The sequence below is a fragment of the Methanogenium marinum genome (assembly GCF_028912405.1).
GTDB classification, from domain to species: domain Archaea; phylum Halobacteriota; class Methanomicrobia; order Methanomicrobiales; family Methanomicrobiaceae; genus Methanogenium; species Methanogenium marinum.
This window is the reverse complement of sequence record NZ_JAKELO010000002.1, coordinates 1,818,080-1,832,022: the sequence shown is the minus strand read 5'-3', so window position 1 is coordinate 1,832,022 and position 13,943 is coordinate 1,818,080. Positions and strand designations below refer to the sequence as shown.

The 13,943-nt window shown below is 46.9% G+C and carries 18 protein-coding genes; 9 read left to right on the top strand and 9 right to left on the bottom strand.

Annotated features, from left to right (window positions below; all coding sequences use genetic code 11):
- The first annotated feature begins 7 nt into the window (after nucleotides 1–7).
- The 5 genes from L0665_RS09215 to L0665_RS09195 all read left to right on the top strand — a co-directional run bounded on the left by L0665_RS09215 (nucleotide 8) and on the right by L0665_RS09195 (nucleotide 3,144).
- Nucleotides 8–568 (top strand): YeeE/YedE thiosulfate transporter family protein, encoded by a 561-nt coding sequence (locus L0665_RS09215; protein WP_338036434.1) that lies wholly within the window; start codon nucleotides 8–10, stop codon nucleotides 566–568.
- 91 nt (nucleotides 569–659) lie between these two features.
- Nucleotides 660–1,010, top strand: a complete 351-nt coding sequence (locus L0665_RS09210; protein ID WP_274925390.1) for a DUF1622 domain-containing protein — start codon at nucleotides 660–662, stop codon at nucleotides 1,008–1,010.
- 188 nt (nucleotides 1,011–1,198) lie between these two features.
- A complete protein-coding gene (locus L0665_RS09205) occupies nucleotides 1,199–1,870 on the top strand; it encodes a potassium channel family protein (protein WP_274925389.1) in 672 nt (223 codons plus the stop codon).
- Between the two features lie 381 nt (nucleotides 1,871–2,251).
- A complete protein-coding gene (locus tag L0665_RS09200) occupies nucleotides 2,252–2,467 on the top strand; it encodes a hypothetical protein (RefSeq protein WP_274925388.1) in 216 nt (71 codons plus the stop codon).
- A 167-nt stretch (nucleotides 2,468–2,634) separates the two neighbouring features.
- Nucleotides 2,635–3,144 (top strand): hypothetical protein, encoded by a 510-nt coding sequence (locus L0665_RS09195; RefSeq protein ID WP_274925387.1) that lies wholly within the window; start codon nucleotides 2,635–2,637, stop codon nucleotides 3,142–3,144.
- Between the two features lie 236 nt (nucleotides 3,145–3,380).
- On the opposite strand, the gene L0665_RS09190 is transcribed toward L0665_RS09195, so the two are convergent.
- The 3 genes from L0665_RS09190 to L0665_RS09180 form a co-directional block, all read right to left on the bottom strand.
- Nucleotides 3,381–3,779 (bottom strand): ATP-binding protein, encoded by a 399-nt coding sequence (locus tag L0665_RS09190; protein WP_274925386.1) that lies wholly within the window; start codon nucleotides 3,777–3,779, stop codon nucleotides 3,381–3,383.
- 145 nt (nucleotides 3,780–3,924) lie between these two features.
- A complete protein-coding gene (locus tag L0665_RS09185; RefSeq protein ID WP_274925385.1) occupies nucleotides 3,925–4,875 on the bottom strand; it encodes a magnesium transporter CorA family protein in 951 nt (316 codons plus the stop codon).
- A gap of 365 nt (nucleotides 4,876–5,240) precedes the next feature.
- Nucleotides 5,241–5,471 carry a hypothetical protein gene (locus L0665_RS09180; RefSeq protein ID WP_274925384.1) on the bottom strand — a complete coding sequence of 77 codons (231 nt, stop codon included), beginning with the start codon at nucleotides 5,469–5,471 and terminating at the stop codon, nucleotides 5,241–5,243.
- Nucleotides 5,472–5,763: 292 nt separating this feature from the next.
- Here L0665_RS09180 and L0665_RS09175 point away from each other — a divergent pair, with 292 nt between their 5' ends.
- From L0665_RS09175 to L0665_RS09165, 3 genes are all read left to right on the top strand, one after another.
- On the top strand, nucleotides 5,764–6,219 hold the full coding sequence (locus L0665_RS09175) for a ferritin-like domain-containing protein (protein WP_274925383.1): 456 nt from the start codon (nucleotides 5,764–5,766) through the stop codon (nucleotides 6,217–6,219).
- Between the two features lie 193 nt (nucleotides 6,220–6,412).
- Nucleotides 6,413–6,841, top strand: coding sequence for a hypothetical protein (locus tag L0665_RS09170; protein WP_274925382.1), 429 nt, complete (start codon nucleotides 6,413–6,415; stop codon nucleotides 6,839–6,841).
- On the top strand, nucleotides 6,838–7,419 hold the full coding sequence (locus L0665_RS09165; RefSeq protein ID WP_274925381.1) for a hypothetical protein: 582 nt from the start codon (nucleotides 6,838–6,840) through the stop codon (nucleotides 7,417–7,419). Before L0665_RS09170 ends, L0665_RS09165 begins: the two co-directional genes overlap by 4 nt.
- An 81-nt stretch (nucleotides 7,420–7,500) precedes the next feature.
- Here the strand turns inward: L0665_RS09165 and L0665_RS09160 are convergent, their stop codons facing one another.
- On the bottom strand, nucleotides 7,501–8,670 hold the full coding sequence (locus L0665_RS09160) for an ATP-grasp domain-containing protein (protein ID WP_274925380.1): 1,170 nt from the start codon (nucleotides 8,668–8,670) through the stop codon (nucleotides 7,501–7,503).
- Nucleotides 8,671–9,008: 338 nt separating this feature from the next.
- Here L0665_RS09160 and L0665_RS09155 point away from each other — a divergent pair, with 338 nt between their 5' ends.
- Nucleotides 9,009–9,866, top strand: coding sequence for a class I SAM-dependent methyltransferase (locus L0665_RS09155; RefSeq protein ID WP_274925379.1), 858 nt, complete (start codon nucleotides 9,009–9,011; stop codon nucleotides 9,864–9,866).
- Between the two features lie 176 nt (nucleotides 9,867–10,042).
- On the opposite strand, the gene L0665_RS09150 is transcribed toward L0665_RS09155, so the two are convergent.
- The 5 genes from L0665_RS09150 to L0665_RS09130 all read right to left on the bottom strand — a co-directional run bounded on the left by L0665_RS09150 (nucleotide 10,043) and on the right by L0665_RS09130 (nucleotide 13,894).
- The gene (locus L0665_RS09150; protein ID WP_274925378.1) at nucleotides 10,043–10,831 is read right to left on the bottom strand and encodes an esterase/lipase family protein; all 789 of its coding nucleotides are present in this window, start codon (nucleotides 10,829–10,831) and stop codon (nucleotides 10,043–10,045) included.
- A 54-nt stretch (nucleotides 10,832–10,885) separates the two neighbouring features.
- Nucleotides 10,886–11,173 carry a hypothetical protein gene (locus L0665_RS09145; RefSeq protein WP_274925377.1) on the bottom strand — a complete coding sequence of 96 codons (288 nt, stop codon included), beginning with the start codon at nucleotides 11,171–11,173 and terminating at the stop codon, nucleotides 10,886–10,888.
- 7 nt (nucleotides 11,174–11,180) lie between these two features.
- Entirely contained in the window at nucleotides 11,181–11,894 is a 714-nt protein-coding gene (locus tag L0665_RS09140) for a TIGR00266 family protein (RefSeq protein ID WP_274925376.1), read from the bottom strand.
- 171 nt (nucleotides 11,895–12,065) lie between these two features.
- Nucleotides 12,066–12,827, bottom strand: coding sequence for an ABC transporter ATP-binding protein (locus L0665_RS09135; RefSeq protein ID WP_274925375.1), 762 nt, complete (start codon nucleotides 12,825–12,827; stop codon nucleotides 12,066–12,068).
- Complete coding sequence (locus tag L0665_RS09130; protein ID WP_274925374.1) at nucleotides 12,824–13,894, bottom strand: FecCD family ABC transporter permease; 1,071 nt, start codon at nucleotides 13,892–13,894, stop codon at nucleotides 12,824–12,826. Before L0665_RS09130 ends, L0665_RS09135 begins: the two co-directional genes overlap by 4 nt.
- Nucleotides 13,895–13,943 lie beyond the last annotated feature (49 nt).

Below are 13,943 nucleotides of genomic sequence, written 5' to 3'. Positions count from 1 at the left end.
GGAGAACATGATGTTTGAACACCTGCATGAAAACAACCGGCTCCAGCTCCTGATCGGATTTTTCATCGGCATCTGCTTTGGAGGGCTCCTCTATATCAGTGGAGTGACCGAGTACAACGTAATCCTCGGTCAGCTTCTCTTAACAGACTTTACGGTCATCAAGGTGATGCTCGCCGCAGTTGTGGTGGGGATGATCGGCATCTATGCAATGAAAAGCAAAGGGATGGTCGAACTGCACCCAAAGCCCGGCTCGATTGGATCAACCGTCATCGGCGGCATCATCTTTGGGATGGGATTTGCCATCCTCGGTTACTGTCCCGGCACCGTCGCAGGAGCAGTGGGACACGGTTCCCTTGATGCCCTCTTCGGTGGGGTGACCGGAATTCTCATCGGTGCAGGCATCTTTGCGGCAGCCTATCCCGTCCTCAACGAAAAGGTTCTCTCGAAAGGGACGTTCCCTTCCATGACAATTCCCGATTATCTGAAAATAAATCCCTGGTACATTGTCATCCCGCTCTGCATCATGATTGTAGTTTTACTGGCTGGACTGGAGTATTTCGGGTTATAGAAATGAAAAATACCGTCCCGGACAATGGATGAAAGTCACTCCGCTCTCCGGGAGATGAATTATTTATACCCTCCATACCATTCATTTCCCTATGAGTCTCCTCTCCATCGATGGATATGCCCTTTTTTTTGAGCTCCTGCATATACTCACATTTTTCTTTGAGGTGACCGGAGCCTTCATTATCATCTACGGCGGTCTCGACGCAATCGTGAAGATGATAATCATTGAATTCAGGAGAGTAAAAATTCCTTATAACAAGCTCAGGATGAGACTGACGGGAAAAATCGTCTTTGGGCTGGAATTTCTCATTGCAGCAGACATCCTTGCCACTATCTTTGCCCCAACACAGGAGGAACTTATCATGCTCGCTGTTGTCGTTGTCATCAGGACAGTACTGGGTTACTTCCTCGAAAAGGAAGCTCTCGAATTCGAGATTACATAATCCGTCACTGTCGCGGGATAAACGTACGGAATAAAAAGCACAACAGGTATCTCCGGCATCACCGGTGCAGTGATGCCAGTTCCTCAGAAAAGGAATTCAGAACACCGATATGCTCCCCGAAAAGAGAGAGAAATGCACCGTTATGTATATCGGGTTTCGTGAGAACATGAGGTGAAGAGGCAATATACATGCGTGTCATCATTGTGGAAGGAAGTGCTCTGGGTGTCAATCTGGCACAGACACTGATCCAGACAGGATCAGAAGTAGTTCTCATTGAACGAAATCCGAACCGGGCAAAAGAGCTTTCAGAAACTCTCGACTGTACAGTTATTAATGCAGAAGGTACACGGCCCGACATCCTGGAAAAAGCAGAGATTGAGAAGGCAGATGCCATCGTCGCCTGCACCATTCATGACCAGGATAACATCATCATCGGGCTGATTGCAAAACAGTTCAGTGTACCTGAAATAATTATCACCACAGATGATGTCCAGTTTATGACCGTTGCAAAACGGCTCGGTTTTCATCACGTTGTCAATTCCCCACAGACAACATCCACCAGCATCTTCCATACCCTCCGCGGTATCGATACCATCGAACTTTCAACCATGATGCGGGGGGATGTCAGGTTCATCAGTGTCATTGCGGGAAAGAAGTTCGAGGGAACAGAGCTCTCGGAGATTAACCTTCCAAAAAACAGTGTATTCATCGGCCTCTACAGAAACAGCGATTTTCTCCTTTACAATCAAAATCCCATAATAAAAGAGAGCGACGAAATTATGATCGCCACCCGTGTTGAATTCATTGAAAAAATATATGAGGGATTCAAAGATGAGGAGGAAGAAACGAACAAATCATAGAAGGCAGACACACAATCTCCTGACGGGTTCTCTTCATTCATTTATTTCTGAATCCCATCACCTGAGAGAGAGACAGGAACAGTATATATCCATCCTGAATAACTGCATACGGCCATCGGGCATTCCATCAGCCGGGCGATTCTAAGGACAACATCCCGCCGCTGTATATCTAAGGCCAAACCAACTATCGTCGTGGGTCATACCACCCATATACAACACCAGATTGTCCGCCTGCAGACCTGACGCGGGGCAGATAGATTTGTCTCAGTGTCCCGTGCAGACACCTATTATTTTCCTGCCATTCCTCCATACAAATAACTCTGATACAACAGGGTATAGCGAAAGACCAAGGGTGATTATTCCATTCAGGGGGGAGACAAAATGGTGAAAAACCTTATTCCGGCTATGATGTGGACATACATCACGGATTATTCACGTTCATCCGGTCTATCGCTCCCTGACATCGTGAACGGTGTCCGGCCCGAAGGAGAGGTGACCATGCAACGGTTCTCATGCAATTCAGCAGATTTCCGGGATATTAACAGGAGAATGGTGTTTTTTTTTCAATCATGCACAAAAGAGGACAACAACATTTAATGCATGAAAAACTGCTAAGAGGTTGATCTTCGGGGACAGTCGGCTCCAGGCGAAATCGTGGGCTCATTGAAAACCGGATTACTATGATAATGTGATCCTCCGGAAGCCTTACACTCAACAGAGGGATTCAGCCTGTTATCCGGACCCCCAGGGAGGGAGAGGAAGAAATGGTACAAAAACTAAAACAGATCTCGGCTGAACAACGCTGGGATATTGCAACCCGGTGTTCTGACATGATGCCCTTCGCCTATGAACAGGCATTCAGCAAGATTGCGCCGGAGCAGCAAAGTGAACTGAACATGGCAGAAAAAGAGATCTGGCAAAAACTCGGAGAGAAACAGGCAGACATTGCAAAAAGCATTGGATATCCAGTTAATTCCGCTGTGGAGGTTGCTGAAGCATTCAATGAGATCTCAAGGATCGTCCTGGGCCCTCAACTGCAGGGCCGGATCATACAGGAAAAGGGAAATTCAGCGACCATTATCACTGAGCAGTGCCCGATGGCAGCAAACACAGAACGGTTCGGGGGGGAAGCCCGTCACACCTGTGAACTCTGCAGCGCCTATACTACAGCGGCCGTAGAGAGCCTGAACCCCGATTATCACATCAGTACAGACACACACATGTGTATGGGCGACTCCTCCTGCCGGATGAACATAGAAAAAATCCAGAGATAACCTTACTTAATCAAAAAACCATTTTTTTGACTACGGGTCACACGCGAGCATCTTTTCTTTTTTGCCTATTTTTCCTTCAGACAAATGAACCATTCAGGTGCTCCCTGACCAACTCTCGCGAGAACATAATCATCAGATGATTTGGACGGAAAAACATAATTTTGCCGCCCCTTTTCCAAAAAATTATCAGAAAATGGCCTAAGCATAAGGCAGGTTTGAATTACAAAAAATTGAAATTAAAGGTATAGTGCACCCGTTTTTACCATCTGTAGTATATTTTCTCCTGCAACAGATGTATATGATAATTCATCCATTTCTGCACGAATCCTCCCTGCAACAGGGTTATCCGCATCCTCAAAGATGTTACGCGGGATTCCATGGTCTGCTATCCGTATGGTGACATCACCTTTGTTGAATGTACACCCAAGTGCAAGGTATCCGCGGTGATCCGGGTATCCGTTCATGATAATATCAAACATCACCTCCCCCAGAATGCGTTTCACACAATCATTCGCAGTGTCACAAACACCACATGAATTCATTTGTCGCCCTGCGGCTTCCACCAGTTGAGATACGCCACCCGTTGACGCCAGTTTAAGATTTACATCAAAACATTTTCCATTAGATTTACTCAATTTATACCCCCTCCGGGAACCCAAAGAAACACCCCCCATACGGTGTTCCGCCATACAATCATCCGTACACTCATTTACTTCTTTGCCCTGCAAACGGTACGGGACGACATGACAATACCATCAGAAAAATGATGAATATTTTGTTTTACAAAAAATCCTTTGTTTTCAGAAGATATCCCAGTAAAAAGCAGACTGCAGCGGAGAGGAGAATAATAAAGAGGTATGCAGACGGGTCATCCTGCATGGGAAGCCCTACATTCATACCATAAAAACTGGATATTATCGTTGGAACAGAGAAAATAATCGTAATTGATGCAAGAATCTTCATCACACGATTCATATTGTTATTAATAACAGACGCGAATGCACCCATCATCCCGTAGAGAATATTGGAATAGATGCCCGCCATCTCAATCGCCTGCCGGTTTTCAATTATTACATCGTCAAGTAATTCGCGGTCCTCCTCATAGAATCGTATAGGGCCAAACTTCATTATTTTTTCAAGGACACCTTCATTTGCCTTCAGGGAGGTTGAGAAGAAGACCAGACTTTTTTGTAGGTTCATCAGGCCAATCAGTGCTTCATTTTTCATGGATTTATGAAGTGTCAGCTCATATTCTTCACTTTTTTTGTCAATCGTCCGAAGATCTTTCAGATAGAGTCGTGCTGTCCTGAATAATATGAGAAACAGAAACCGGGTGCGTTTATAAGTGACAAATGACTTGATTTCACCGTTGATAAAATCATCAATAATCCGGTTCTTCCGCAATGAAACGGTTATGATTGCATCTTTCGTGATGATAATGCCCAAGGGGAAGCTGTCATAGAGATACGGTTTTTTTCCTGACGTAACTTCCGGGATATCGATGACAACCAGTGAAACGTCATCTTCAGAATCAATCCGTGGCTGTTCATCATCATCGAGTGCTGCCCTGAGAAAATCATCCGGCACAAAGAGAGCATCTGCAACCCGTTTTATCTCTGCATCATCCGGCGCGATAAGATTTATCCAGCAGTTCTTCTCAAATTCTGTGACCTTTATGGGTTGACCCAGGCGAGCGTCATCACCATTACGGGATAAATATATTTCCAGCATTTAGGCATCCCACACTTCACACGTTTCTCGCAATGTCATATACTTCTTCTTCCAGTATTTCGTCTCTTTATTCGCAATCAGAGAAGAAATATACCCCTGGACCCACCCGTTATTCAGGCATATCTTACCGGACAGGAAATATGTTTGAACATCCACTCCAAAAAAAAAGCAAATACGCAGAGAAGAAATGAACAAATCCGGAAATGTAACACCCGTCTTTTACTATCCATGAATACAATTACCAGAAAATATCGTACATGAACATCTCTTCCTGTCAGAGATGAATAAAATTCACCACTGCCAGAAAAATGACGTCATCCCGAACACCCTTTGAAAAAATACGTTACTATTTCGCCTGCCAACGTTCATTGCTTACATTCTTGGTGCATTTCAGGTTTGCAAAAATCAGTTCTGCGAATAACAGGCCCATTCATGTCAACAGCATAATATTCAGGGTGTTCGACAAGATCTGAGACATTTATTTTCATGTCAATCAGGTTTTCATAACTGAAGAGTTCAGATACCGTGTCATTCCCAGAGAGGAATGATATCTGGATTCCGTTGAAACTCTTTGCGGCATGGATGATGGTTTTCATAAATTTTATTATGGCGCATGATAGTAATAAACATATACCCCATCTTCCCCAATTGAGAACCTGACACTCAGATCCCAAATTATACAAAGAAAAGAGGAAAGGCTCCCATATCCACGATTCAGCGGAATTATTTGTATAATAACCAGACAATCACGACTGCTTTTCAAAAAACAGCTCTGAAAAATCAAATAATTTATATATTTGGTCACCCTCACATGGAGGTTCTGGCCGGGCAATATTTTATATATCTCACCCACACTATTACCACCATCCTCACTGGGGGGGAACATATATGAAAAAAGAAGAATTTCGTAGTATTCTTTCAGGTGCTATCGCAAACGAGGTGGAATCTTACACATTCTATCGGGGAATCGAGAGATGCGCAACTGATGAGACAATGAAAAAAATATTCAGTGAACTTGCTGAAGAAGAACAGGGCCACCGGGAAACACTGGAAGATTTTCTCACGAAACCGATTAAATCATTTCACTTTGATGAAGAACGGGACTACAAGATTTCAGAAACACTGGATGTTCCACAACTGACAGTGGATATGAAACCCGTCGAAGGCATTGCCCTTGCTATCAAGAAGGAAGAGGATGCACGAAATATGTACCGGGAACTCGCAGAACTGAGTACAGACGCGGAACAAAAGAAATTATTCACAAACCTTTCCAACATGGAAGCTGGCCACAAGGCACGCCTTGAAGATATCTATACCAACATGGCATTTCCCGAAGTCTGGTAGATCTGTTTTTTAATTCATCAGAAGGATGCGGCATCTTCCTGCCCATCTTTCGTTGAAATTTATCCACATTCCACTACTCAAATCTTTTCCCGGCAACGGCCCACACTCAAAGAACAGGGTTAATCACCAAACCGGGATCCCAATGACAGGTGGGATCCCAACCATTAACCCACTCTTCCCATAATGAATGAATATGGATATACGGGCCAGTGCTGAGAAGACATATACGTCCATGGTGCAGGTGATCCCACAGATCCTTGGAATCCTGCTTCTGGTAAGCCTTCTTCTGACAATAATTCCACCCGAATGGTATGGAATGGTCTTTACCGGCCATCCGCTCGTTGATCCGGTCGCCGGTGCTGCAATTGGAAGTATTGCTGCCGGAAACCCGGTTACAAGCTATGTAATTGGAGGGGAACTCCTGAACACCGGCATCAGCATCACTGCGGTTACCGCATTCATCGTTGCGTGGGTCACTGTTGGTGTTATTCAGCTTCCCATGGAGATGAACATCCTCGGGAAACGATTTGCAATTGCACGCAATCTCTGTGGATTTATCTTTGCAATTCTTATTGCCATACTAACTGAAGTCACCCTCTCCCTTCTTGGAGGCATACTATGAAGCAGAAAGGGGAGATGAAAAAAGAGAATGGAAACGGGAACCAGAATAAAAAGTACAATTCCCGGTTCCCTCTCATCTTCCTCGGGATTGTCGCAGGTATCTATTGCATTGTTGCCATTCTGGACATAACAGTTGCAATCCAGGCACTGAATGCCTTTTTTGATGTTCTCCGGCAAATAATCCCTGTACTGGTGTTGGTTTTTGTCCTGATGTTTCTCGTCAATCTCTTCATCAAACCAAAAGCAATTGCAAAGCACCTCGGGTCAAAATCGGGACGAACCGGATGGATAATCGCAATCATCGCTGGTATCATTGCAACAGGCCCTGTCTATGTCTGGTATTCAATGCTCGCTGATTTCCGGGAAAAAGGGATGAGAACTGCTCTTGCAGGTGTATTCCTCTATACGCGGTCGGTAAAACTCCCGTTCATTCCGGTCATGATCTACTATTTCGGCGGCCTCTATACCGCAGTCCTGACCACATACCTGATTGTGTTCTCAGTACTGACTGGGATTGTCTGCGAGGTAGCAGAAGGGAAGGAAGAGACTCCCGTTCCGAAAGATAAACACCCGGAATAGATACCTGAAAATCCTAACCCCGGTCACATAAAAAACATCAATGCCCGTTCACCCCTTTTTTGCCCGTTAAAAATTAAGGCATTACCGGATACGAATAAACTCCCGCAGATCAGCCTGCAGGAATGCTTCTGCTTCCCGCATATCCCCGTCTTCCATCTTCACAAAGAAGAATCCGAATACCGGATATAAGTCAAAGTCCACCGGACGCATCTCTAAGGGATGGGCAAACGAGGCTGTAAACCCATCATAATCAAACCCGACAATTGTTTTGGGGGGCATATCTTCAGGGGGTTTTACCACAAAGAGGGCGTAGACATCTCCATTGTCATCTGCCAACAGTGTCTCCCAGTCAGGTGCATTCTCTTCAAAGTATGCCCGGTAAACGTTGATACCATAGGCGTACGCTGCGATATCAGTCGTACACCACCCTGCAAACCGCATTGGATTTACTTCAATAGGTACTACATGCCCGTCTTCATCCACCCGCACCTCAATATGGAGGGGGAAATTCCTGATGCCGGTGAGTGCCTGAATCTGACGAAGAAGGTTCATCACCGGAGACAGGTATTCTCTGATAATCGCTTTGGACGTCAGGTAGACTTTGTCGTCCACATCCGCATCGGATGAGAACATATGAGAGAGAATATTGAGAACAACCGGTTCTCCATCGGCTGTGAAACAGGCGTCCACTGCAAGTTCGGTTCCCTGAATATACTCTTCAATTATCCATGTCGCAGAGTTGTATACCTGTGGGGGAAAAAGCGAAGAATGAACGTTTATCTCTTCTCTCAAGGATAAAAGCACCTTTTCCCATTCAGCGTCAGATGTGACCATATGCACACCCGCGCTGAAAAACCCTACTGCCGGTTTGATGATAAAGGGCTTTGGAATACAGCGGATGTCCAGGTTTTCCAAGTCTTCTGCTGCCACTTCACGAAAGAAAAAATCAGGGAAGAGTGGCAGGAGAAGACGGCGGAATGCCACCTTATCCTTGAACTGTCTGATTGTTTCCGGAAGTCCGGTAAACACCAGATTATCTGCAATCCACTGAAGAGCATGTTCAGAATTACTGTACAGTTTCTGATCCGGGTCATCCTTCATCAGGGCAATACTTGCCGCATCGTCCATGAGCATAGTCTCATCCGGAAAGTCCTGCGTTTCCGACATCTCATTTATGAGCACAGGCAAACCGGCAGAGATGATGGTCTCTCTCAGGTAACGGGATACATAGGGTTCATCAAGTATGATCATACAGGTAACAGCTCCGGTATCGGGCAATACAGAATATTTGAGTCATGCCGACAAAATGGTACCGGAAGCGGGCATCAGGGGCAAATATTTAACCCAGATTCAGGCAGGGAAAATACTCTTTAGATAAATCGGGGAAAGAGAGAAACCATGCCCTGGTCAGGAAAATAGATTCCTATTTAATAGATAAAATATCACACTTAATTAGAATAATTGTATTTTTCGTATGACCCGTGCCTGCCCGGTCACTGAATACGCTCATACAGCACATTTCAGAAAGAAACCACCGGTATGCCCACATGGAGAATTATGCAGAAATCCCTGACACCTGAGGAGAGAATATGACACAGACACCCATCGACTGGAACACATGCTGGAAAGAACAGTGGCAGAAGAACCATGAAATAAACAACCGGAAGGACAGTGCAAGTATGTGGGACGAACAGGACGCCGCCCGCAAATTCTACCGGATGTCATATGAAAAGAACGGCGAAAGGGTCAACCGGACCATCGCCGGACTCGCCCTGACACCTGAATCACGGGTTTGTGACGTGGGAGCAGGGCCGGGTGCCATCACCATTCCCATCGCCCGCCAGGTCAGCCATATTACTGCTGTTGAACCTTCTGTTGGTATGTTTTCCGTTTTAAAGGAGAACCTGAAAGAGGAGAACATCGGGAATGCAGACTGCGTACAGAAACGCTGGGAAGATGTGGATGTGGCAGCAGATCTCTCGGGGCCCTATGATGTAGTTTTTGCCTCATTTTCGCTGGATGTCCCCGACATGAAAGCAGCGATTGAAAAGATGATTGAAGCATCCTCAAAATATGTCTATATCTTTTGGTTTGCGGGAGTTGCCTCATGGGAGAGGATGTCTGCAGATCTCTGGCCGAAACTCCACGGAACAGAGTATGTGGCATCACCAAATTCAGATATTATCTTCAATATCCTCTATGGGATGGGTATTTTCCCCCATATCGAGCATTTTGTCTATGAACATATCTACCGGTTTGCAACCGAAGATGAGGCAGTTGAATATTTCAAACCACGACACTTTGTCACAACAGAAAAGCAGGAAAAGTTGCTCAGGGAGTATATCATGCAGTCCCTGCAGCATGACGGCGATACTGTCGTTGTGCCCGGCCATTCCCACCGGATGAAGATTTGGTGGGATGTGAACGATTTTTCTACCCCACAATAAGGATAATTACACATCTCCCTGTTTCATTCCCTTTTTTGTAATCTCTGGTGATCATACAGGAAAACCATAATTATGACTCCCATTTTCGGGTTTCATTCAAAAAAATATTGTGCCAAAATTATGCATCAGACGTCAACAAAGATCTGCATCCTGCCAAAAATATACGTTTGAGAGATCTACTCCCGCAAAAACCGGATCACCTGTTCAACCACCTCCGGGTTTCCCGGCAGGCGGAGATGGCAATAATCCGATGCAGCCACATTCAGCGCCGCTGGATCATCCGGCAGTACGGCAATCTCAGCACCCGACATATGGGAATCCATATGAGAGACAATGCCATCCCCCCGGGCAGTCATCTGCCACCCTTCTCGCGAATATGCCCATGTCTGTCCTTTGAAGAGGGGGAAGAAATCCGGTGTGCCGGTCGTATTTCCGGCAACAATCACCCGGTACCTGACATCATTGCGCAGACCGACATCCCGTAGTGCCTGCACAAACGGCCCGGTTGACCGGAATTCCTGAACCAACCTGTCAGCCGCCGGATCATAAGTCTTCGGCACAAAGGTGCCCTTCAGCTGCTGCAGAATGGCGGGCCCGTGAACGGGATCATTGAAGAGTTCTGCCATCGATGAACCGTTATTCGGCGGGCCGATACCAATGAGCATCCTCACCGGAATGGTACGGGAGTCACCATCCATCACTTCCAGCATATATCTGGCTACCGCAGCACCCATGGAATGACAGACAATATCAACCTCGCCCCGGTATTCATGCTTCTCCTGCATCGTATGGATAAAATCCATCAGGGCACGGCCAATCTCTTCTGCGCCTGCATCCCGCAGTTTGGCATGGCTAAAGTTCCAGCATACAAAAGACTCCTCCTCCAACCGCCGGACAAGAGGATTCCACACTTCTGGATGACTCTTCCACCCATGTACAAGTACGACAGGACACCTCATCTCCATGACAAATATGGTAGGTTCTCACTCTCGATATATATTGGTGAAAAAAATGAATATTCAGTGATCTTTAGCATCGTTCACTGGTGAAACATCGTCCAGTTCATAATTGCCGGGCTCAACCGTGGGATCTTTCATAATATACATTGGAATCGCAAATAGTGCAATTCCGATACAGATGATACCCACTACGATGAGTGCCAGAAAAAGGAACGTGAAGAGTCCCGCTGCGATGATGCCCAAATTGGCCAGTACAAACAGGAGAAGTGCAATGACGGCACATGCAAGGAGGAGAATTCCCCCTGCACGTCTGCCCCGGCTGTTTGCTTCGGACTGTATTTCTGTCATAAGAACATCAGAATTTCAACTGGAACCCACCACTGTCGCCCCCGGATGACTGGGTCGGAAGGAAGGGCTGCACGGCATTTGCCAACTGTGGCAGGGTCATCGACTGGATAATCACTTTGCCAGGTCCGGTGAGCGTGGTCATGAAGAGACCTTCACCACCAAACATCGCTGTTTTTATTCCACCTACTGCCTGTATGTCATAGGTAACCGATGGTTCCCATCCGACCACATGGGCTGTAGATACCTTGTATACCTGATCCGGTTTCAGGTCAACCTCCACGAGGTCTCCTGCTGCATGCAGAAATACCATACCCTCCCCGGAGAGATGCTGGAGAATAAATCCTTCACCGCCAAAGAATGTGGAACCAAGACGCTTCTGGAATGCAATCTCCCATTTTACACTCTCTTCGGCACAGAGGAAGGCATCTCTCTGTGCAATGAACTCTTTTCCAGTGATGTCCATTGCTACAATCTTTCCCGGACAGTTTCCTCCGAATGCGGCAAGCCCCGGACCACCGACACTGGTAAAATGTGTCACCATGAAAGATTCACCGGCAAGGGTGCGTTTCAGGCCTTTCAGAAGTCCGCCCTGAAGTTTTGCATCCATATTAATGTTGCCGGACATGTATACCAGCGCACCGGCTTCCGCATAGACCTTATCCCCCGGCTCAATTTCCAGGGTAACGAACTGCAGATTGTCTCCGGTCAGATTGTATTTCATAATTGTTTATGGGCAAAAAAATGGTAAAAAGGTTCTCCTTTTGCCCTTTCATCCGATGCAACCGGGAAAAAATAGCGGATCTATTGGTGACTTTGTAGGAAGTGAAGTGATAGTGATGATAACAGAAGGAAAGAAAAGCAGGAGAGGAGGAAGACTGGCATCACCCCATCGTCATTTGCCACCGTTGGGAACAACCACCGGATGGCCGGCAACCGTCTCCACATAGACGGGGAGACCATACACCTCTTCTATTACATCCGGCCGGATAATCTCATGGCCACCCACTTCATAAATCGTCCCGTCTTTCAGGAGGATAAACCGGTCTGAGAAACGGATAGCAAGATTGAGGTCATGCATCGTCATGACCGCAGATACCTGGTGGCTCTTCACCACTGCCCGTATGGTGGAGAGAATGTCAATTTGATTTTTCAGATCCAGACTGCTCGTCGGCTCATCGAGGAGGAGAAGCCTTGGTTCCTGCACAAGGGCACGGGCAATACTTACCTTCTGAAGTTCTCCGCCGCTCATCTCATCCGTGTAGCGCAGAGAGAGATTTTCAAGTTGAAGCATACGGATAGCAGACTCAACAATCTTTAGATCATCATCCGAAACACTCCAGCCCATATGCGGCCGTCGTCCCAGAAGAATGGCATCAAAGACCGTCAGGCGTGCCTTTTCGCACTGCTGTGACACATATCCGATGCGGCGTGCCACCTCCATGCGTGAGAGGGAAAGGATATTATCATCACCAACAAGGATATTTCCCGTCTTTGGCGCAAGAATCGCATTAATACACCGTAGAAGTGTGGTCTTCCCCACCCCGTTTGGTCCGAGGATAGAGACCACCTCTCCCGGTTTTACGTCAAAGGAAACATCATGCAGCACGTCTGAACTGCGATAGGTGAAAGAAACACCATTGATATCGAGAATCACCGTGACCGCCCCCATATAATGAGATAAAGGAATATTGGAGCACCCATGAACGCGGTGAGAATAGCTACCGGCAGAATATGAGGTGCAATAATGAGACGGGCGGCGGTGTCAGAGGCCAGAAGCAGGAGGGCCCCGCAGACACAGGTACCGGGGACAAGGTAACGGTGGTCATCGCCAATTAACCGGCGAACCATATGCGGACATACAAGACCGACAAACCCGATAATACCCAAAAAGGCCACGATGATGGCTGTTACAAATGAGGCGACAAGCATTCCCACAATACGTTCGCGGTCAACATTGACCCCCAGTCCTTTTGCCGTTTCATCACCGGCATCAATCGCGTTGTAGTCCCAGCGTTTCATTACGAAATAGATGATAGCCAGTACGACAACGACAGTCATCACAATGAGTTCATTCCACCCGGCCCTGCCCACATCTCCGAATGTCCAGAAGACAACAGCCGCAAGCTGTACATCGTCAGCAAAGTACTGCAGAAACATCGTCCCGGCAGTAAAGAGCGAACCAATGGCAACACCTGCAAGCACCATCACCTCGGGCGATGACGCCCGGATACGTGATATCGCGATTATAATGAACGTTGCGACGAGGCAGAATATGAAGGCGAAGATGGTCGTAATATACGGGTTATTGAGTGCAACTGCGTCAGCACCGCTGCTGCGCATCGTGCCGGTTCCAAGGACAATGACTGAGAACGCAGCACCGAAGGCTGCTGCATGGGAAATACCCAGAGTATATGGTGAACCAAGCGGGTTTCTCAGGACTGACTGCATCCCAACACCGGCAATCGCAAGACCAACTCCTGCCACAATCGCGGCAAGTGCCTGCGGCAGGCGGATATTCCATATGATCCGGTCATAGAGTGGATCCGGTGCCATTCCGGTGAGCGTCCCCACAACAGAACGAATGGGAATATCAACAGCACCGACCGCAATGGAAACAACGAGGAGCAGGAGAAGTACCAGAATGCCTGCTCCAATAATCGCCACCTTCCGCCGGGTGTAGGTAATATATCCTTCCGGAATTTTTCCATCAGTAAAATGCATCAGGGTACCTCCGGATACCAGGCGGGAAGAACTGCACAAAAAAGCCGAT